Annotated in this window: 18 protein-coding genes and 1 pseudogene; 10 read left to right on the top strand and 9 right to left on the bottom strand. The window is 72.1% G+C overall.

The features are described from left to right. The first annotated feature begins 167 nt into the window (after positions 1-167). A complete protein-coding gene (locus ACPT94_RS06505) occupies positions 168-710 on the top strand; it encodes a hypothetical protein (protein WP_360350171.1) in 543 nt (180 codons plus the stop codon). Here ACPT94_RS06505 and ACPT94_RS06500 read toward each other — a convergent pair. The 4 genes from ACPT94_RS06500 to ACPT94_RS06485 all read right to left on the bottom strand — a co-directional run bounded on the left by ACPT94_RS06500 (position 679) and on the right by ACPT94_RS06485 (position 3,496). After that, positions 679-1,299 carry a Maf family protein gene (locus ACPT94_RS06500; protein WP_360350174.1) on the bottom strand — a complete coding sequence of 207 codons (621 nt, stop codon included), beginning with the start codon at positions 1,297-1,299 and terminating at the stop codon, positions 679-681. The two genes, ACPT94_RS06505 and ACPT94_RS06500, sit on opposite strands and share 32 nt — an antisense overlap. A 40-nt stretch (positions 1,300-1,339) precedes the next feature. Next, a complete protein-coding gene (gene mmpB, locus ACPT94_RS06495; RefSeq protein ID WP_360350177.1) occupies positions 1,340-1,468 on the bottom strand; it encodes a morphogenic membrane protein MmpB in 129 nt (42 codons plus the stop codon). 216 nt (positions 1,469-1,684) lie between these two features. Further along, on the bottom strand, positions 1,685-1,891 hold the full coding sequence (locus ACPT94_RS06490; RefSeq protein ID WP_360350180.1) for an acyl-CoA carboxylase epsilon subunit: 207 nt from the start codon (positions 1,889-1,891) through the stop codon (positions 1,685-1,687). Positions 1,892-1,900: 9 nt separating this feature from the next. Continuing rightward, a complete protein-coding gene (locus ACPT94_RS06485; protein ID WP_360350184.1) occupies positions 1,901-3,496 on the bottom strand; it encodes an acyl-CoA carboxylase subunit beta in 1,596 nt (531 codons plus the stop codon). A gap of 110 nt (positions 3,497-3,606) precedes the next feature. On the opposite strand from ACPT94_RS06485, the gene ACPT94_RS06480 reads away from it, so the two are divergent. Together ACPT94_RS06480 and ACPT94_RS06475 are read left to right on the top strand one after the other, a co-directional pair. Further along, positions 3,607-4,479, top strand: a complete 873-nt coding sequence (locus tag ACPT94_RS06480) for a biotin--[acetyl-CoA-carboxylase] ligase (RefSeq protein ID WP_360350187.1) — start codon at positions 3,607-3,609, stop codon at positions 4,477-4,479. Positions 4,480-5,157: 678 nt separating this feature from the next. Beyond that, positions 5,158-6,321: an adenylate/guanylate cyclase domain-containing protein gene (locus tag ACPT94_RS06475; RefSeq protein WP_360350189.1), complete on the top strand. Its 1,164-nt coding sequence runs from the start codon at positions 5,158-5,160 to the stop codon at positions 6,319-6,321. A 17-nt stretch (positions 6,322-6,338) separates the two neighbouring features. On the opposite strand, the gene ACPT94_RS06470 is transcribed toward ACPT94_RS06475, so the two are convergent. Continuing rightward, positions 6,339-6,983: a hypothetical protein gene (locus ACPT94_RS06470; protein ID WP_360350192.1), complete on the bottom strand. Its 645-nt coding sequence runs from the start codon at positions 6,981-6,983 to the stop codon at positions 6,339-6,341. 231 nt (positions 6,984-7,214) lie between these two features. Between ACPT94_RS06470 and ACPT94_RS06465 the strand changes: the two genes are divergently transcribed. The 3 genes from ACPT94_RS06465 to hutH all read left to right on the top strand — a co-directional run bounded on the left by ACPT94_RS06465 (position 7,215) and on the right by hutH (position 10,934). Further along, positions 7,215-8,015: an enoyl-CoA hydratase/isomerase family protein gene (locus ACPT94_RS06465; protein WP_360350195.1), complete on the top strand. Its 801-nt coding sequence runs from the start codon at positions 7,215-7,217 to the stop codon at positions 8,013-8,015. Between the two features lie 97 nt (positions 8,016-8,112). Beyond that, positions 8,113-9,282, top strand: coding sequence for a GGDEF domain-containing protein (locus tag ACPT94_RS06460; protein WP_360350198.1), 1,170 nt, complete (start codon positions 8,113-8,115; stop codon positions 9,280-9,282). Between the two features lie 83 nt (positions 9,283-9,365). Further along, complete coding sequence (hutH, locus tag ACPT94_RS06455) at positions 9,366-10,934, top strand: histidine ammonia-lyase (RefSeq protein WP_360350273.1); 1,569 nt, start codon at positions 9,366-9,368, stop codon at positions 10,932-10,934. A gap of 72 nt (positions 10,935-11,006) precedes the next feature. Here the strand turns inward: hutH and ACPT94_RS06450 are convergent, their stop codons facing one another. Then, on the bottom strand, positions 11,007-11,753 hold the full coding sequence (locus ACPT94_RS06450) for a hypothetical protein (protein ID WP_425245321.1): 747 nt from the start codon (positions 11,751-11,753) through the stop codon (positions 11,007-11,009). Between the two features lie 84 nt (positions 11,754-11,837). Then, a complete protein-coding gene (locus ACPT94_RS06445; RefSeq protein ID WP_425245320.1) occupies positions 11,838-12,149 on the bottom strand; it encodes an LPXTG cell wall anchor domain-containing protein in 312 nt (103 codons plus the stop codon). A 109-nt stretch (positions 12,150-12,258) separates the two neighbouring features. On the opposite strand from ACPT94_RS06445, the gene ACPT94_RS06440 reads away from it, so the two are divergent. From ACPT94_RS06440 to ACPT94_RS06425, 4 genes are all read left to right on the top strand, one after another. After that, positions 12,259-12,627, top strand: a complete 369-nt coding sequence (locus tag ACPT94_RS06440; RefSeq protein ID WP_425245319.1) for a hypothetical protein — start codon at positions 12,259-12,261, stop codon at positions 12,625-12,627. A gap of 239 nt (positions 12,628-12,866) precedes the next feature. Further along, the gene (locus ACPT94_RS06435) at positions 12,867-14,132 is read left to right on the top strand and encodes a L,D-transpeptidase (protein ID WP_360350210.1); all 1,266 of its coding nucleotides are present in this window, start codon (positions 12,867-12,869) and stop codon (positions 14,130-14,132) included. A 146-nt stretch (positions 14,133-14,278) separates the two neighbouring features. Beyond that, the gene (locus ACPT94_RS06430) at positions 14,279-15,739 is read left to right on the top strand and encodes an ABC transporter permease (protein ID WP_425245318.1); all 1,461 of its coding nucleotides are present in this window, start codon (positions 14,279-14,281) and stop codon (positions 15,737-15,739) included. 46 nt (positions 15,740-15,785) lie between these two features. After that, positions 15,786-16,469, top strand: a complete 684-nt coding sequence (locus ACPT94_RS06425; protein WP_425245317.1) for an ABC transporter ATP-binding protein — start codon at positions 15,786-15,788, stop codon at positions 16,467-16,469. Between the two features lie 145 nt (positions 16,470-16,614). Here ACPT94_RS06425 and ACPT94_RS06420 read toward each other — a convergent pair. After that, positions 16,615-16,728, bottom strand: a pseudogene (locus ACPT94_RS06420) (aminotransferase class I/II-fold pyridoxal phosphate-dependent enzyme); the annotation flags it as partial. Positions 16,729-16,808: 80 nt separating this feature from the next. Further along, the gene (gene pdxR / locus ACPT94_RS06415; protein ID WP_360350275.1) at positions 16,809-18,299 is read right to left on the bottom strand and encodes a MocR-like pyridoxine biosynthesis transcription factor PdxR; all 1,491 of its coding nucleotides are present in this window, start codon (positions 18,297-18,299) and stop codon (positions 16,809-16,811) included. Between the last annotated feature and the right edge of the window lie 6 nt (positions 18,300-18,305).

Genomic DNA, 18,305 nt, shown 5'->3' with positions numbered 1-18,305 from the left:
GCCCACTCTGTTTCTTTGTGGAGTCCCTACGAATGGCCCAACGATTCTTTGCTGCGGCCGGAACCCTTGTCCCGGGGTTTACCCGTTAGTAGCGTTCACGATGTCTCGAACGTACTTGAGGTAACAGCAGTCCTGCTCGGGGCTGGGTCGAAAGTGGGTGGGGACCGGTGGTGCGCAGACCGGTGGCAGCGATCGTGGCGGTCGTGCTCTTCGCGGAGGCACTCGGTGTCGCCGCGCTGAACTGGTTCCTCGGGATCGTCGTGGACCGGCAGGACATGTCCCTGGCGGGCCTGGACCCGGACACGATGTCGACGTCCTCGAAGATCGGCGGGATCGTCTTCGGTCTCTACTTCGCCCTGTGCGGTCTGGTCGCCCTGCTGGTGGCGCTGCGGGGCCGCCCGCCGGCCGGCCTCGGCCGCGTCCTGCTGATCAGCGCCGCGGTGGTGCACGGCCTGCTGGGCGCGTTCGTCTGGGGGCTCGTGGGCTGGCCGGCGTTCCTGTTCATGGTGGTCGTGCTCGCGCTCATCGTGCTGCTGCTGATGGGCTACGACCGGCAGGAGGGCGCGGGCGCCGCGGAACCCCGTGACGCCGGCCCGCAGGACGGCGGATCCAGGGACGGCGGGCCGCAGGACGGCGGATCACAGGACGACGGGCCGAAGAACGAGGGTCCCGCCCCGATCACTCCGCCGACGGCGCCCACAACTCCGTGATGCCGACCCCCAGTTCGGCCAGCAGCCGCCGCAGGAGGGGCAGGCTGATACCGATGACGTTGCCGTGGTCGCCGTCGATGCCGTCGATGAACGGGGCCGAACGGCCGTCGAGGGTGAACGCCCCGGCGACGTAGAGCGGCTCGCCCGAGGCGACGTACGCGGCGATCTCCTCGTCCGTCGGCTCCCCGAAGCGGACCACGGTGGAGGCGACGCCGGAGGTGTAGCGCCCGCTGGTGGTGTCGTAGACGCAGTGGCCGGTCTGGAGCGTGCCCGCGCGGCCGCGCATCGCCTTCCAGCGGGCGGTGGCCTCCTCGGCGTCCGCGGGCTTGCCGAGGGCCTCGCCGTCCAGGTCGAGGACCGAGTCGCAGCCGATCACCAGAGCACCCATGACCTCCGGCTTCGCCGCCACCACGGAGGCCTTCGCCTCGGCGAGGGCGAGCGCCAGCTCGGCGGGGGTGGGGGCGGTGACGGCGTCCTCGTCGACCCCGCTCACGATCACCTCGGGGTCGAGCCCGGCCTGCCGCAGCAGACCCAGCCGGGCGGGGGACTGGGAGGCGAGCACGAGTCGACGGCGCGGCTGATCAGTCATGGGCTCAGCGTAGCGCTGACGCCGGTCCGGGCAGGTTCCGTCATCCGAGGCCGATCACGATCATCGCCAGCATCATGGCCAGGGCCAGGAAGAGGCCGAGACGCCGCAAGGTCTCCTGCATGTCGCGCAGTTCCTTGGGCGGCTCGTTCTCGGGGTCGGACCACAGCATGGTTCCAGGGTGCGGGAGGCTGCCGCCGGGCCGCCTGAGTACGCGTACTCAATGTCTTCGGCGCATCCGGTGCATCCGGCGTATCCGGCGTATCCGGTGTATTCGGCGTATTCGGCCCGCAGTCGGTGGTTCTCCGACCGCGGGCCGGTGGGGCTTGTCGCGCCGCCGCGCGGAGCCGCATGTCGATACGGTCCCGCGCCCCCGGGTGGGCTGCGCTCAGCTCGGCCAGTACGTGCGGGCCCAGGACGCCTGGCCCGGTCGCGGCAGCCGGTGTCCCGCGATGCGCGACGGGTCGGACCAGGCGTCCTTCGTCGTCGGTGCGCCGGGTGGCGTGGTGGACGCCGCCGCGGCGCGGGCCCTGACCACCGCCAGTGCGGCGGCCAGCTCCTCAGGGGTCGGGTTGCCCCGTACGACCTTGATCACAGCGGCTCCTTACAGGGGGATGTTGCCGTGCTTCTTCGGAGGCAGGGATTCCCGCTTGGTACGCAGTTGACGCAGGCCGCGCACGACGTGGCGGCGAGTGTCGGACGGCATGACCACGGCGTCGATGTAGCCGCGCTCGGCCGCGATGTAGGGGTTGAGGAGGGTGTCCTCGTACTCCTGGATCAGCCGGGCGCGCACCGCCTCCAGATCCTCGCCGTTCGCCTCGGCCTCCGCGATGGTGCGGCGGTGCAGGATGTTGACCGCGCCCTGGGCGCCCATGACGGCGATCTGGGCGGTCGGCCAGGCCAGGTTGAGGTCGGCGCCCAGGTGCTTGGAGCCCATGACGTCGTACGCCCCGCCGAAGGCCTTGCGGGTGATGACCGTGATCAGCGGGACGGTCGCCTCCGCGTAGGCGTAGATCAGCTTGGCGCCGCGGCGGATGATGCCGTCGTGCTCCTGGTCGACGCCGGGCAGGAAGCCCGGGACGTCGACGAAGGTGATGACGGGGATGTTGAAGGCGTCGCAGGTCCGCACGAAGCGCGCGGCCTTCTCGCTCGCCTTGATGTCCAGGCAGCCCGCGAACTGCATCGGCTGGTTCGCGACGATCCCGACCGGGTGCCCCTCGACGCGGCCGAAGCCGGTGAGGATGTTCGGCGCGAACAGCGGCTGCGTCTCGAAGAACTCGGCGTCGTCCAGGACGTGCTCGATCACCGTGTGCATGTCGTACGGCTGGTTCGCGCTGTCCGGGACGAGCGTGTCCAGCTCCAGGTCCTCGTCGGTGACGGAGAGGTCCGCCTCCTCCGGGAACACCGGGGCCTCGCTGAGGTTGTTCGACGGCAGGTACGACAGCAACTGCTTGACGTACTCGATGGCGTCCTTCTCGTCGCCGGCCATGTGGTGCGCCACACCGGACGTGGAGTTGTGGGTGCGGGCGCCGCCCAGCTCCTCGAAGCCGACGTCCTCGCCCGTGACCGTCTTGATGACGTCCGGGCCGGTGATGAACATGTGCGAGGTCTGGTCGACCATCACGGTGAAGTCGGTGATCGCGGGGGAGTAGACCGCGCCGCCCGCGCAGGGTCCGACGACCAGGCTGATCTGCGGGATGACACCGCTGGCGTGCGTGTTGCGGCGGAAGATCTCGCCGTACGCGCCGAGCGAGGCCACGCCCTCCTGGATGCGGGCGCCGCCGGAGTCGTTGATGCCGATGACCGGGCAGCCGGTCTTCAGCGCGAAGTCCATGACCTTGACGATCTTCTGGCCGTAGACCTCGCCGAGGGCGCCGCCGAAGACGGTGAAGTCCTGGGAGAAGACGGCGACGGGCCGGCCGTCCACGGTCCCGTATCCGGTCACGACCCCGTCCCCGTAGGGGCGGTTCTTGTCGAGGCCGAAGTTGGTGGAGCGGTGGCGGGCGAACTCGTCCAGCTCGACGAAGGACCCCTCGTCGAGGAGGAGTTCGATGCGCTCACGGGCCGTCAGCTTGCCCTTCGCGTGCTGCTTCTCGACGGCACGTGTGGAGCCGGCGTGCGTCGCCTCCTGAACGCGGCGCTGGAGATCCGCGAGCTTTCCCGCGGTCGTGTGGATGTCGATCTCTTCCGGCTCGGACATCGGGATGCGGCTCCCTGCCTGCTCAAAAGGGGGGACGGTTACTCATCCGTAGCGTAGTGGTGTGCCTCTGCATCGGCAGTGCGGCGTTTACCACACCTAGGGTGGCTTGCATGACGCCGCGAGATGCATCAGGAAACTCAGCAAACAGCAGCCGGTGGGCCGATCTCGAACGGCCGCCCCTCAACGCCGCGAGTCTGCGCCGGGGGCTGGTGCGGGAGGGAGGGCTGTGGACCGGGGTGGACGTGGTGCAGCGGACCGGGTCCACGAACTCCGACCTCGTGGCTCTGGCGGCCGCGGGGAAGGCGGCGGAGGGGGCTGTGCTGGTCGCCGAGGAGCAGACCTCCGGGCGCGGCCGGCTCGACCGGCAGTGGACGGCGCCCGCGCGGTCCGGGATCTTCTTCTCCGTGCTCCTGAGGCCGGCCGAGGTGCCCGTGGAGCGGTGGGGGTGGCTGCCGCTGCTGACGGGGATCGCGGTGGCGACGGGGCTGTCGCGGGCCGCGGGGGTGGATACGGCGCTCAAGTGGCCGAACGACCTGTTGGTGACCGTCGGCGGGGAGGAGCGCAAGGCCGGGGGGATCCTCGCGGAGCGGGTCGGGGCGGACGGGGTGGTGCTGGGCGTCGGCGTCAACGTCACGTTGCGGGCCGAGGAGCTGCCGGTGCCGCAGGCGGGGTCGCTGGCGCTGGCCGGGGCGGTGAGTACGGATCGGGATCCGTTGCTTCGGGCTGTGCTGCGGGCGTTGGAGGAGTGGTACGGGCGGTGGCGGGGGGCCGGGGGTGATCCTGCGGTGAGCGGCGTGCAGGAGACCTATGCGGCGGGGTGCGCGACGTTGGGGCGGGTGGTGCGGGCCGAGTTGCCGGGGGAGCGGGCTGTTGTGGGGGAGGCGGTGGCTGTGGACGGGGACGGGCGGCTGGTGATCGCGACGGGGGAGGGGGTGCGGGAGCCGGTGGGGGCGGGGGACATCGTGCACCTGCGACCTGCGTGAGGTGCTCCGCCCCTGCGGGGGGCTCCGCCCTTGGACTCTGTGCGGGGCTGTGCCCCATCGTCCCCGGGGCTCCGCCCTTGGACCCCGTGCGGGGCTGCGCCCCTGCGCCCCCTGCGGGGCTGCCGCCCCGCACCCCGCTTCGGCCCTGAACGGGCCTCGTCCTCAAACGCCGGACGGGCTGAGGTACCTGACCGGCGCTCGTTGGGCACCGTCGGCCGGGCTGAGATGCCTGTGTGGCGCTCGTCAGGGACCGGCGGGCGGGGTGAGATGCCTGTGCGGTGCTCGTCAGGGACCGGCGGGCGGGGTGAGATGCCTGTGTGGCGCTCGTCAGGGACCGGCGGGCGGGGTGGGCTGTGGGCTGCGGCGGCTGCTTCTTGTTCGAGCGAGTCGGGTGGTGGGTGGGCATAGGCCGGGGGTCTGGGGGCGGAGCCCCCAGCGGGGTGTGGATCGGGGGCGGTGCCCTGGCGAGTGGTGGGTGCGGGGTACGGGGGGCGGGGAGTGCCCAGGTGGTGCGGGGGCTGGGGGCGGGGGCCCCAGTCGGGCCCGCTGGGGGTGCAGGGGGCGGAGTCCCCGGCGTCGGAGACCCCTGCTCCACCTAACGGAGTGAGCTGGCGCACACCTGCCGTAGAGTTGAGGCCGGTCGATACCTGACCGCGATAGATCGGAAGGGCAGCAGGCGTGACCGTCGACGACACGGGCTCCGGCGCGGGCGCGGACGGCCGGATTGACCCTCCGCCACTCTCGGCTTCGCTCGAGCGGGGGGACCCACAGGCCGCCGAACCCGGCGACGACCCGCTCGCCCTGCGTCTCGAGCAGCTCATCCTCGGCGCCGAGCGGCGCTACACCCCTTTTCAGGCGGCCCGCAGCGCCGGCGTCTCCATGGAGCTGGCGTCCCGCTTCTGGCGGGCGATGGGCTTCGCCGACATCGGGCAGGCCAAGGCGCTCACCGAGGCCGACGTGCTGGCCCTGCGCCGGCTCGCCGGTCTCGTCGAGGCGGGGCTGCTGAGCGAGGCGATGGCGGTGCAGGTGGCGCGGTCCACGGGGCAGACCACCGCCCGGTTGGCCGAGTGGCAGATCGATTCCTTCCTGGAGGGGCTGACCGAGCCCCCCGAGCCGGGCATGACCCGCACCGAGGTCACCTATCCGATCGTCGAGCTGCTGCTGCCCGAGCTGGAGGAGTTCCTCGTCTACGTGTGGCGTCGGCAGCTCGCCGCCTCCGCCGGGCGCGTCGTCCAGGCCGCCGACGACGAGGAGATGGTCGACCGGCGGCTCGCGGTCGGGTTCGCGGATCTCGTCGGGTTCACGCGCCTGACCCGTCGTATGGAGGAGGAGGAGCTCGGCGAACTCGTCGAGGCCTTCGAGACCACCGCCGCCGACCTCGTCGCCGCGCGCGGCGGGCGGCTCATCAAGACGCTCGGTGACGAGGTCCTCTACGCCGCCGACGACGCCGGGACCGCCGCCGACATCGCCCTGCGTCTCGTCGAGACCATGAGCAACGACGAGACCATGCCCGAGCTGCGCGTCGGCATGGCCTTCGGCACCGTCACCACCCGGATGGGCGATGTGTTCGGTACGACCGTCAACCTGGCCTCGCGGCTGACCTCGATAGCCCCACGGGACGCCGTCCTCGTCGACAGTGCCTTCGCCGAGGAGCTCATCCGTACCGGCGACGCACCCTCCTCCGAGGCGGAGGCCGCGGAGGAGGCGGCTGCCGCCGAGAAGGAGGGCAAGGAACCGCCCGTCTACCGGTTCGCGCTCCAGCCGATGTGGCAGCGGCCCGTGCGCGGACTCGGCGTGGTCGAGCCCTGGCTGCTCACCCGGCGGGGCAACGGGAGCGAGTGAGCGACGAGTGAGCCCCGTCAGCGCGGGGCGCTGAGCGGGTCCACGCACAGGCCGATCACCGGTACGCAGATGCCGGGCTGCTCCGGCTGCGGAGCGGGTACGGCGGTGGTGGGGGTCGGTGCCGGTGTACGTGCGGGTGCAGGTGTGGGTGTCAGTGCCGGCGTCGGAGTGGGTGTGCTCGGCTGTCGGGCGGTGGTCGCCGGGGGCGTGGTCGGCGGGGCAGGTGCGGTCGTTCGTGGTGGGGACGGGGTGAGTGAGGCCGCGTAGGGGCCGCTCGGTGTGCGGACCGGGGTCGTCGGGGACGCGGTCGGGGCGCCGCTGCCCATGGGCGCGGGGGCCGTCGGTGCCGCCTCCGGGGTCGGGTCCGCCGTGGCGGCCGCACGGGTCGTGTCCGCGGTGGGCTCCATGCGCGGTTCCGCCTCCGCCGTGCCCAGGCCTCCCACGCCCGGGTCCGGTGTCAGGCGGACGAGGCTCAGGGCGCCGGCCGCCAGGGCCAGGCCGCCCGCGGCGAACAGGACCTTGCGGGGGCGGGGGCGGCGGTGCCGGCCTCGGGTGCGGGGGGTCCGGAGAAGGGCGGTCGGCTCGGGGTCCGTGGGTTCCCCGCCCGCCTCGCCTCGATATCCGTAGGTCCCGGTCTGCGTTTTCACCGGTGTGGTCGTCATCGCGCTCCCTCCCCGAGGTGGTTGCGCCCCCTCCGCGCCGTGGCGGACGCACGTTATGCGCTTCCGTGGGCGGTGCGGGCGGAGTCGGGCGAGATGTCACTCGAACGGGTTGACGGGGGGTCCCCTCGGTCTCTCCGGCCGCTCGTTCCCCGGTTCGGCCTTTCCCCGGTCCCGCCCGGCTGCGATGATCGGGCGAGCCAGGTAGTTAACCCGCGTTAACCGGAGGGTGTCATGAGCGAGGAACGGTTCGGGGAGTTCGTGCTGGTGCGGCGGCACGGGGACGGGCATGTCGCGGAGCTGGCCCTCGACCGGCCCAAGGCCATGAACGCCGTGTCGACCGAGATGGCCCGGTCCATCGGGGCGGCCTGTACGGCGCTGGGCGACGACAAGGGCGTACGGGTGGTCGTCCTCACCTCGACGCATGAGCGGGCCTTCTGCGTCGGGGCCGACCTGAAGGAGCGGAACTCCCTCAGCGACGCCGAGTTGGTGCGGCAGCGGCCGGTGGCGCGGGGGGCGTACACCGGCGTGCTGGAACTGCCGGTGCCGACGGTCGCGGCGGTGCACGGGTTCGCGCTGGGGGGCGGGTTCGAGCTGGCGCTCGCGTGCGACGTGATCGTGGCCGACCGCACGGCGGTGGTGGGGTTGCCCGAGGTGTCGGTCGGGGTGATTCCGGGGGGCGGGGGTACGCAGCTGCTGCCCCGGCGGGTGGGGGCGGCCCGGGCGGCCGAGCTGATCTTCAGCGCGCGGCGGGTGGAGGCCGCGGAGGCGCGGCAGCTGGGGCTGGTGGACGTGCTGGTGGAGGAGGGGCGGGACCGGGAGGAGGCGCTGGCGTTGGGCGCGCGGATCGGGGCCAACTCACCGGTGGGGCTGCGTGCGGCCAAGCGGGCCCTGCGGCTGGGGCAGGGGCTGGATCTGCGGGCCGGGCTGGAGGTCGAGGACGCGGCCTGGCGGTCGGTGGCCTTCTCGGGGGACCGGGCGGAGGGGGTCGCGGCCTTCAACGAGAAGCGGAAGCCGGAGTGGCCGGGGGAGTGAGTTCCCTCGGCGCCCCTGAATAGGGGACGCGGTACCACCGACACTCCACCGCCCACCTGGTGTCCCGTTTGTAAGTAAATATCCCTAGCCTGGTGAGATGGGTGAGGACAGACGCCTCGCGGCCGTGGTGGCGCTGGCGCAGGGGATGGCGGCCGCGCACACGCCCCGGGAGTCGTGGCGTGCGGCGGCGCTCGGGGCGTGCCGGGCGCTGGCCGGCGCCTTCGCCGCGCTCTCGGTGTGGGAGCGGGAACTGGGGCGGCTGCGGGTCCTCGTCAACGTGGGGGACCGGGCGCCCGACGAGGAAGAGTTCCCGGAGGGCGAGGCCTACCCGGTGCACCAGTTCCCGGAGATCACCGAGTTCCTGCACGAACGCTGGGTGTCCGGGGGCGAGCCCCACGCGTGGGTGGAGACGGCGGACGGGCCCGCCGCCGGGCGGCCCGGCCACCGCCATCAGGGGGCGCCTCCCGGTGTCAGCTGGGGGAGGGTCGCCGCCCTGCGCCGGCGCGGACGCGGCTCCTGCGTCGTCGCGCCGATCGTGCTGCACGGCCGCGCCTGGGGCGAGCTGTATGTGGCCCGCTCCTCCGGCACCCCCGTCTTCGACCGCGCCGACGCCGACTTCGCCACCGTCCTGGCCGCCGTCGTCGCCGCCGGGATCGCGCAGACCGAGCGGCTGGAGGAGGCGCGTCGGCTCGCCTTCACCGACGCCCTCACCGGCCTGGCCAACCGCCGCGCCGTCGACGTACGGCTGGAGGAGGCGGTCGAGCGGCATCGGGCGCGGGGGGAGGTCGTGAGCCTGGTGGTGTGCGACCTCAACGGGCTGAAGCGGGTGAACGACACCCAGGGGCACGCCGTCGGGGACCGGCTGCTGGAGCGGTTCGGGTCCGTGCTGTCGCTGTGCGGGGCAATGCTGCCGGGGGCGCTGGCCGCGCGGCTCGGCGGGGACGAGTTCTGTCTGCTCGCCGTGGGGCCGCCCGCCGACGACGTCGTCAAGGTCGCCGAAGAACTCTGCCGCCGGGCCGGCGAGTTGGAGCTCGGTGAGGGCGTGGCCTGCGGGGTCGCCTCCACCGGGGACCCCATCGGGCCCGTGCGCTCCGCCCGCCGGCTCTTCCGGCTCGCCGACGCCGCCCAGTACCGCGCCAAGGCCCTACGGGCCGTCCGGCCGGTCGTCGCGGGGCGGCAGGGGCCCGACGACCCCGTCGTCCGCCTCGCCGACGAGCCGCCCCGGGGGCCGTCGGCCGAGCGGCGGCGCTTCCGTGGGCGGCACTGACACGGTGACCTGTCGGTAAGGGGCGAACCCCGCCCCCACTGGTGACATCTTCGTCTTCACTGCGTACGCTCCTGAATATGGATATGCACATTGTGGTGGTGGGGACTTCCGGGGTGACCGCGTCCGACGTGCTCGCCGTGGCGCGCGGCGGCGCCCGGGTCGAGCTGTCCGAGGAGGCGGTGGCGGCCCTCGCCGCGGCCCGCGAGATCGTCGACGCGCTGGCCGCCAAGCCCGACCCCGTCTACGGCGTCTCCACCGGTTTCGGCGCCCTCGCCACCCGGCACATCAGCCCGGAGCTGCGCGCGCAGCTCCAGCGCAACATCGTCCGCTCGCACGCCGCCGGCATGGGGCCGCGCGTCGAGCGGGAGGTCGTACGGGCGCTGATGTTCCTGCGGCTCAAGACCGTCTGCTCCGGGCACACCGGCGTACGGCCCGAGGTCGCGCAGACCATGGCCGACCTGCTGAACGCCGGCATCACCCCGGTCGTCCACGAGTACGGCTCCCTCGGCTGCTCCGGCGACCTCGCCCCGCTCTCGCACTGCGCCCTCGCACTCATGGGCGAGGGGGACGCCGAGGGCCCGGACGGCGTCGTACGGCCCGCCGGTGAGCTGCTCGCCGCGCACGGGATCGCGCCCGTCGAGCTGCGCGAGAAGGAGGGGCTCGCCCTCCTCAACGGCACCGACGGCATGCTCGGCATGCTGATCATGGCCCTGGACGACCTCGACACCCTCTACAAGTCCGCCGACGTCACGGCGGCGCTCTCGCTCGAGGCCCTCCTCGGCACCGACAAGGTCCTCGCGCCCGAGCTGCACGCCATCCGCCCGCACCCGGGGCAGGGCGCCAGCGCCGCCAACATGCTGGCCGTGCTGAAGGGTTCCGGGCTGACCGGGCACCACCAGGACGACGCGCCCCGCGTCCAGGACGCCTACTCGGTGCGCTGCGCCCCGCAGGTCGCCGGCGCCGGACGGGACACCATGGCCCACGCCCGGCTGGTCGCCGAGCGGGAGCTCGCCTCGGCCGTCGACAACCCCGTCGTCCTGCCTGGGGGCACCTCCCAGGCTTTCGGCACTGGGGGAGGGCGCGTCGAGTCCAACGGCAACTTCCACGGCGCCCCCGTGGCCTACGTCCTCGACTTCCTCGCCATCGCCGCCGCCGACCTCGCCTCGATCGCCGAGCGCCGTACCGACCGGCTGCTGGACAAGAACCGCAGCCACGGGCTGCCGCCGTTCCTCGCGGACGACGCCGGCGTCGACTCCGGCCTCATGATCGCCCAGTACACGCAGGCCGCGCTGGTGAGCGAGCTGAAGCGGCTGGCCGTACCGGCCTCCGCGGACTCGATCCCGTCCTCCGCGATGCAGGAGGACCACGTCTCGATGGGCTGGTCGGCGGCGCGCAAGCTGCGCACCGCCGTCGACAACCTCACACGCGTGATCGCCGTCGAGCTGTACGCCGCCACGCGCGCCGTGGAGCTGCGCGAGGGGCTCACGCCGGCGCCGGCGACCCGGGCGGTCCTCGACGCCGTACGGGAAGCGGGAGTTCAGGGTGCCGGTCCCGACCGGTTCCTGGCGCCCGACCTCGCGGCGGCCGACGCGTTCGTGCGGGACGGGCGGCTCGTCGCGGCCGTGGAGACGGTCACCGGGCCGCTGCGGTAGCAGACGGGCCGGGGCCCTGCCGTCGTGGGTGACGGCAGGGCCCCGGTGTCGATGTGCGTACCCGAGCGAGGACTACTTGAGCTTGGCGACCTGCGCCTGGACCACGGCCGCCGGGATCTCGGTCTTGTCGCCGCCCGCGAGCGCGGCGAAGTTCACCGTGTAGAACGTGGCGATGGTGTTGCCCTTGCGGATCACCTCGGTGTGGAAGGTGGCCGTGCCCTCGCCGTCCATGTCGACGTCCTCGGCGAACGCGATCGCCTCGTCGCCGCCTCCCGTGCCCTTCTCCGAAGTGACCTTGGTGACCTTGGACTTCTCGCCCCCGGCGGCCAGGCCGTACCCGCCGGCACAGGCCGTCACGCCGTCGGAGACGGCCTTCATGGCCTTCTCGGCGCCGTCACCCGCGTACGAGGAGAGGCCCACGAACGTCATGTCGATGTTGAAGGCCTCCGCAAGGTCCGCCGGGGACTTGGTGGCGCTCGACGCCTTGTCCTCCGAGACGGTGTTACTGGCGTTCGCGTCCGTGTCGCCCGGCGCCAGCGCGGCCGTGGCCCAGGCGAGCGGGTCGCACGCCGCCTTGTCCGTCTTCACCTCGGCCTTGGATTTCGGGAGGGTGTCGTCGCCCGACGCGACCTTGTACCCCTTGACCTCGCCCTGCGCGAGAAGCAGCTTCTCCAGCTCGGCCGCGGTCAGCGCGGCGGCGGCCGGGGCCGACGACGAGGCGGCGGAACCGGTCCCCGAACCGGAACCCTTGGACCCCTTGTCCTTCTTCGACCCGTCGCTCGAACAGCCGCTGATGAGGGCGAGCGAGAGAGTGCTCACCACGGTCACGGCACACAGCCGCGCCCCCCAAGATCTCTTCATGAGCGGACTATGAAGGTTGGGTCAAGTAAGCGTCAAATCAATTCACAGACCGAGGCGTTCGCGGCGAACGGAATAAACCACGAACCCCGCACCCAGGGCGAGCAGCGTCGTTCCGCCGATCACGTACGGGGTGGTGTCGAAGCTTCCGGTGTCGGCGAGGCGGACGCCGTCGGTGTCGGCCGAGGTGTTGGTGGCCGTCGTGTCCGCGGCCCGCGCCTGGGTCGTGGCCTGCGGCGTCACGTCCGTTCTCACCGGGGCGTCCTGGGTCGCGTTGGCGTTCGGGACGAACCACAGGGCACCCAGCAGGGTCCCCGCGGCGGTGGCGGTCAGCAACGGACGGCGAGCGGATGACACGGAATATCGATCCCCTTGTGGCGCTGGCGAATTGGCCGTGTGGGCAGATGCTAATGAAAGGCGCGGGTCGCGGGAAAGTTGCGGGAGGCGAGAGCCGTACGCTCCGGGCATGAGCACTGAAGAGACATCCCGATATGTCCGGCTTCGCGTCGAGCTTGTCCTCGAGATCGAGAACGAGGACGCCGTGACCAAGGCCGCCCTGCGGCGGATCGCGGCGGACCCGGAGGCGCCGGAGAGCGAGCGGGCGCACGCCGAGAGCGCTGTGACGGAAGACACCGCCGAGGCCCTCGCCTATCTCGTCGACCCGTTCGACCTGGTCAGCGAGGTGCCGGGGGTCGAACTCCAGCAGGCCTCCTGGTCGAGTGAGCCGATCGACTACGACCCTGACTCGCCGGACTGGGACCTCGACGAGGATGATGTCGAGGAAGATGACGAGGCGGACGGCGAAGAGGGCGGCCGCACGGGCGGCATCGGCTGAGCCTCTCGGGGAATTCGTGACCCCGGGCGGCAACCGCCGGCCGGGGTTTCGTCGTCTCAAGGGGCGCACTGACCGACACCCGCGCCACGGGCCCCGGCGGACCCTTCCGCCTCGGCGGTTTCCACCGCTCCCGCGGACGTGGCGTGGCCCACACATCAGGAAGATGTGGAACGGGACGAACCGGTCGTAGCGTTGATGTTCTTTGACGGGGACTCTCGGGGTTTCGGGAATCGGCAACGATGGAGAAGCGTGTGATGACGAACAGTAGGCGGCGCAGGGGTCTGAGGACCGCGTCCGCACTGCTCGGCAGTGTTCTGTTGCTCTCTGCGTGTTCCGGCGGCGACAGCAGCGCCTCCGACGGCGGAAACGGCAGTTCCTCCCAGGCCAAGGCCGACGAGGCCGCGGCCCAGAAGGCTTCCGAGGCACAGATCAAGATCACGCCCGCGGACGGCTCGGACAACGCCTCCATCAACAACTCGGCGGCCGTCACGGTGAGCAAGGGCACGCTCACCCAGGTGACGATGACCACCGCCGACGGCAAGGCCGTCGAGGGCGAGCTCTCCGCCGACAAGACCAGCTGGAAGCCCAGCGTCCAGCTCGAGCGCTCCACCACCTACAAGCTCGCGGCGACCGCGAAGGACTCCAAGGGGCTCGAGGCCCACGAGAACGCGTCCTTCACGACGGTCTCCCCGGACAACAGCTTCATAGGCAACTTCACGCCCGAGGACGGCTCCACCGTCGGCGTGGGCATGCCGGTGTCGATCAACTTCAACAAGGAGATCACCAACAAGGCCGCCGTCCAGAAGGGCATCACGGTCACCTCCAGCAGCGGCCAGGAGGTCGTCTGCCACTGGTTCAACACCCAGCGCATGGACTGCCGGCCCCAGGACTACTGGCAGGAGGACTCCACCGTCACGCTGAAGCTCGCGCTCGACGGCGTCGAGGGCGCCCAGGGCGTCTACGGCGTCCAGCAGAAGACGGTCACCTTCAAGATCGGCCGCAACCAGGTCACGTACGTCGACGCGAAGACCAAGCAGATGAAGGTCACGCAGGACGGCAAGACCATCCGCACCATCCCGATCTCCGCCGGCTCGCCCGACAACAAGACGTACGAGGGCCAGATGGTGATCTCCGAGAAGTTCAAGGAGACCCGGATGAACGGCGCGACGGTCGGCTTCACCGACGACGACGGCAAGGGCGAGTACGACATCAAGGACGTGCCGCACGCCATGCGCCTGACCACCTCCGGCACCTTCGTGCACGGCAACTACTGGGGCGCCAAGTCCATCTTCGGCTCGGTGAACACCAGCCACGGCTGTGTCGGCCTGTCCGACACCAAGGGCGCCAACGACCCGAACACGCCGGGTGCCTGGTTCTACAACAACTCGATCGTCGGTGACGTGGTGGTCGTCCAGAACACCGGCGACAAGACGGTCTCGCCGGACAACGGCCTCAACGGCTGGAACATGGACTGGGCCCAGTGGAAGGCGGGTTCGGCCGTCTGACGGCCCTCCCCCGACAGCCGGGTCACAGCTGACCGATGCCGCCCCCAGGGGCGGCATCGGTGTTTCCGGGGCCGGACACGGCCTTCTCATCCGTCTCTTATCAGCGCCTTATCCCTTCATCAGGGTGCGTACCTAGCTTGCGGCGCATGTTCTTCACCTACCTGAGGCGCGAACTGCGCCGCCGCAGAAAGGCGGCCCTCGTCGTCGCCTCCGGCCTCGCGCTGGGCATCGCGCTGGTCATCGTGGTCACCTCCGTGTCCTCCGGCATGGGAAAGGCCCAGGACAAGGTCCTGCAGTCCCTGTACGGGCTGGGGACGGACATGACGGTCACCAAGGCCGCCTCGCCCACCGCGAACGCCTCCGAGCGGCCGCGCTTCCAGTTCGACGCGCAGGACAACGACTCCGGCGAGGAGCAGAGCAGTGACCGCGTGTTGGTGCAGGGCTTCCAGACCCTGTCGGCCTCGACCGTCACCAAGGTCGGCGAGCAGAACGGTGTCGCGGACGCGGTCGGCGGGCTGAGCCTCCAGGTCATCAAGGTCAGCGGCCAGTTCACCCGCGGCCAGTTCCAGCAGAACGGCACCGGCGGCCAGCAGGGCGGCCCGGGCGGCGCCGGCGGCGGGAGCGGCCAGCCGCAGGGCGAAGTACGGGGCGGCGGCGCGAACTTCGACGTCAACAACTACTCCGTCTACGGCACCGACGTGACCCGGCCGGCGCTCGGCCCGCTGACCTCCTCCAAGATCACCAGCGGCCGTACCTTCAAGTCCACGGAGACCGACGCCAAGGTCGCCGTGCTCGACTCGGCGTACGCCAAGGAGAAGAAGCTCAAGGTCGGCTCCACCGTCACCATCAAGAGCGTCAAGTTCAGCGTGATCGGCATCGCCACCGCCGACAGCGGTGACTCGGCCGCCAACGTGTACATCCCGCTGACGCAGGCGCAGACGCTCAGCGACTCCAAGGACAAGGTCACCACGATCTACGTCCAGGCGACCGACTCCCAGAAGATCGACAGCGTCAAGTCGGCGATCCAGAAGAACGTTTCGGGGACGACGGTGACGACGTCGGCCGACCTCGCGGACACGGTGTCCGGCTCCCTGTCGACGGCGTCCTCGCTCGCCACCAGCGTCGGCAAGTGGCTGTCCATCGCGGTGCTGATCGCCGCGTTCCTCGTCGCCGGGCTGCTCACCTCCTCCGCGGTGTCGCGACGGGTGCGGGAGTTCGGCACGCTGAAGGCACTCGGCTGGAAGTCCGGACGGGTCACCCGGCAGGTGGTCGGGGAGGCCATGGTCAACGGACTGCTGGGCGGAGCGCTGGGCATCGCGCTCGGTCTGGCGGGAGCGTATGCCGTGACGGCGATCAGCCCCACGCTGCAGGCCCAGTTGGGCGGCGGTGGCGGTGGCGGCCAGGGCGGTCCCGGCGGCGGGGGCTTCGGCGGCCCCGGGCGGCAGGCCGCGAAGACGCTGGACGTCGTGCTGACCGCGCCCGTGAGTGTGACGACCGTGGCGATCGCCGTCGGCCTCGCCGTGGCCGGTGGGCTGATCGCGGGGGCGTTCGGCGGCTGGCGGGCTTCCCGACTGCGGCCGGCGGACGCGCTGAGGCGCGTCGAGTGACCGACGCCGACACCCCGACGCCCCGACCACACCCAGGAGTTGACCCATGTACGAACTCAGAGACGTCACCAAGCGCTACACCCGCGGCAAGGAGACCGTCCACGCCCTCGACGGCGTCGATCTGACCATCCCGGACGGGGACCGGCTCGTCATCCAGGGCCCCACCGGCGGCGGCAAGTCCACCCTGCTGCAGATGCTCGGCGGGCTCGACCGGCCCTCCGAGGGCGAGGTCGTGCTCGACGGCGTCGACCTCGCCAAGCTGTCCGAGGCCAAGCTGACGCAGGTGCGCAGCCAGAACATCGGCTTCGTCTTCCAGGCCTTCAACCTCATCCCGACGCTCACCGCGCAGGAGAACGTGGAGACCGCTCTCGTCCCCCTGGGCGTGAGCGCGAAGGAGCGGCGCGAACGGGCCGCCGAGGCGCTGACCTCCGTAGGGCTCGGCGAACGGCTCGGGCATCTGCCCGGTGAGATGTCCGGAGGCCAGCAGCAGCGCGTGGCCATCGCCCGCGCGCTGGTGAAGCGGCCCAAGGTGCTGCTCGCCGACGAGCCCACCGGCAACCTCGACGAGTCCATGCGCGACGAGATCATGGACGTGCTCGAGACGCTGTGGAAGGAGCACGGGCTGACTTTCATCATGGTCACCCACGACTCCTCGATCGCGAAGAAGGCCCAGCGGCTGGCGACGATCCGCAAGGGCAAGATCACGGTGAAGGAGAACGCCGTCTCCTGACGGACCCCGGGTCTGTCCAGCCGTCCCGCACGGGCCGGTGAGGGGGAGGGCTGTGTGGGCGGTGCGGCGGGGCGGCGCGGGTCGGCTCGGCGGGCTTCGGGCCGGTGCGGGTCAGGCCTGTCCGGGGGGGGCAGGTCAGTCCGGGTCAGGTCAGTTCGCGCAGTGCCTCGCCGAGGGCCGCGACTCCTTCGGGGATGACGCCGGCCGGGGTGGCCGCGTAGCCGAGGACGAGGCCGGGGCGGCCGGGGAGTTGGCGGTGCGGCGGGGCGGCGCGGGTCGGCTCGGCGGGCTTCGGGCCGGTGCGGGTCAGGCCTGTCCGGGGGGTCAGGTCATCCCGGGTCAGGTCAGTTCGCGTAGTGCCTCGCCGAGGGCCGCGACTCCTTCGGGGATGACGCCGGCCGGGGTGGCCGCGTAGCCGAGGACGAGGCCGGGGCGGCCGGGGAGTTGGCGGTGCCAGGACAGCGGCTGGCACTTCACGCCCCGGGCGAGCGCGGCGGCGGCCAGCTCGGTGTCCGGGACGTCGGGCGCGTAGGTGACCGTGAGGTGCAGGCCGGCCGCCGCGCCGTGCACCACCGCGCCCGGCAGTCGTTCGGCGAGGGCGTGGATCATCGCGTCGCGGCGGCGCCGGTGACGGCCGCGCAGCATCCGCAGATGCCGCTCCAGGCCGCCGGACTCCATCAGCCGGGCGAGGACGAGTTGCGGCAGCACCGCGTTGCCGAGGTCGGTGAAGCGTTTCGCGTCGACCAGCGCGTCCCGGTGGCGGCGCGGCGGCACCACCCAGCCGATCCGCAGCGCGGGCGCGAGCAGTTTGGACACGCTGCCCAGGTAGCAGACCTGGTCGTCGAGGAGGGCGCGCAGCGCGGGCACCGGCGGCCGGTCGTAGCGGTGTTCGGCGTCGTAGTCGTCCTCGATGATCAGGCCGCCGTCCGCCGCCCAGCCCAGCAGTTCCCGGCGGCGCTCGCCGCTGGTCACCACGCCGGTGGGGAACTGGTGGGCGGGCGTGAGCAGCACCGCGCGGGCGCCGGTGGCGCGCAGCGCGTCCACCCGTACGCCTTCCTCGTCGACCGGCACCGGCGGGGTGGCCAGGCCGCCGTTCTCCAGGTGCTGCCGGCTGCCGAGCGAGCCGGGGTCCTCGACGGCGACGGCGTCGACGCCCTCGGCCCGCAGGACCGGGTGCAGCAGGGTGAGGGCCTGTGCGGTGCCGGCGACGACGAGGACCTCGTCCGGCTCCACGCGGATGCCGCGACCGCGTGCCAGCCAGCCGGTGAGGGCGCGGCGCAGCTCCGGGGCGCCGTGCGGATCGCCGTAGCCGAGGTGCTCGGCGGACAGCTCGGAGAGCACGGCCCGTTCCGCGCGCAGCCAGGCCGAGCGGGGGAAGGCGGTGAGGTCGGGCCGGCCGGGCGTGAAGTCGATACGGGCGGGGGCGGCGCGCAGCGCGTCGAAGACGTCGGCGCCCGGTCGCCCGAGGAACGGCGCGCCCGTCACGGCGGGGCCTTGTGCGGCCGGCACGGGCGGCGCGGCGGGGGAGACCGCGACCACGACCGTTCCGCCGCGCCGGCGCCCTTCGACATGGCCGTCCTCGGTCAGCCGCCGGTACGCCTCGGCGACCACCCCGCGGGAGACGCGCAGTTCGGCGGCGAGCACCCGGGTCGGCGGCAGCCTGCTGCCCACCGTCAGCCGGCCGTCGGCCATCGCCCGCCGCAGCTGCCGCACCAGCCAGTCCGCCTTGCCGCCGGGAGGCGCGTCATCGGCGTCGAGCTGCAGGAAGTCCGACCCGTGGGCCGGGGATCCGACGCCCGCCGCCTGTTCCCTCTCGGTCACCCGGCCCATGCTGCC

Origin of the sequence: Streptomyces aurantiaciflavus, from assembly GCF_049808595.1 — a bacterium.
In the GTDB taxonomy this organism is placed as follows: Bacteria; Actinomycetota; Actinomycetes; order Streptomycetales; family Streptomycetaceae; genus Streptomyces.
Note: the sequence above shows the minus strand (reverse complement) of the source record. Positions and strands in the feature narration are given on the sequence as shown.

Bases quoted from the DNA above. Each gene is read 5' to 3' on its own strand.
- ACPT94_RS06500 (WP_360350174.1), bottom strand. From the start codon at position 1,299: ATGACTGATCAGCCGCGCCGTCGACTCGTGCTCGCCTCCCAGTCCCCC.
- mmpB (WP_360350177.1), bottom strand. From the start codon at position 1,468: ATGCTGTGGTCCGACCCCGAGAACGAGCCGCCCAAGGAACTGCGCGAC.
- ACPT94_RS06485 (WP_360350184.1), bottom strand. From the start codon at position 3,496: ATGTCCGAGCCGGAAGAGATCGACATCCACACGACCGCGGGAAAGCTC.
- ACPT94_RS06480 (WP_360350187.1), top strand. From the start codon at position 3,607: ATGACGCCGCGAGATGCATCAGGAAACTCAGCAAACAGCAGCCGGTGG.
- ACPT94_RS06470 (WP_360350192.1), bottom strand. From the start codon at position 6,983: ATGACGACCACACCGGTGAAAACGCAGACCGGGACCTACGGATATCGA.
- ACPT94_RS06465 (WP_360350195.1), top strand. From the start codon at position 7,215: ATGAGCGAGGAACGGTTCGGGGAGTTCGTGCTGGTGCGGCGGCACGGG.
- ACPT94_RS06460 (WP_360350198.1), top strand. From the start codon at position 8,113: ATGGGTGAGGACAGACGCCTCGCGGCCGTGGTGGCGCTGGCGCAGGGG.
- hutH (WP_360350273.1), top strand. From the start codon at position 9,366: ATGCACATTGTGGTGGTGGGGACTTCCGGGGTGACCGCGTCCGACGTG.
- ACPT94_RS06440 (WP_425245319.1), top strand. From the start codon at position 12,259: ATGAGCACTGAAGAGACATCCCGATATGTCCGGCTTCGCGTCGAGCTT.
- ACPT94_RS06435 (WP_360350210.1), top strand. From the start codon at position 12,867: ATGGAGAAGCGTGTGATGACGAACAGTAGGCGGCGCAGGGGTCTGAGG.
- ACPT94_RS06430 (WP_425245318.1), top strand. From the start codon at position 14,279: ATGTTCTTCACCTACCTGAGGCGCGAACTGCGCCGCCGCAGAAAGGCG.
- ACPT94_RS06425 (WP_425245317.1), top strand. From the start codon at position 15,786: ATGTACGAACTCAGAGACGTCACCAAGCGCTACACCCGCGGCAAGGAG.
- pdxR (WP_360350275.1), bottom strand. From the start codon at position 18,299: ATGGGCCGGGTGACCGAGAGGGAACAGGCGGCGGGCGTCGGATCCCCG.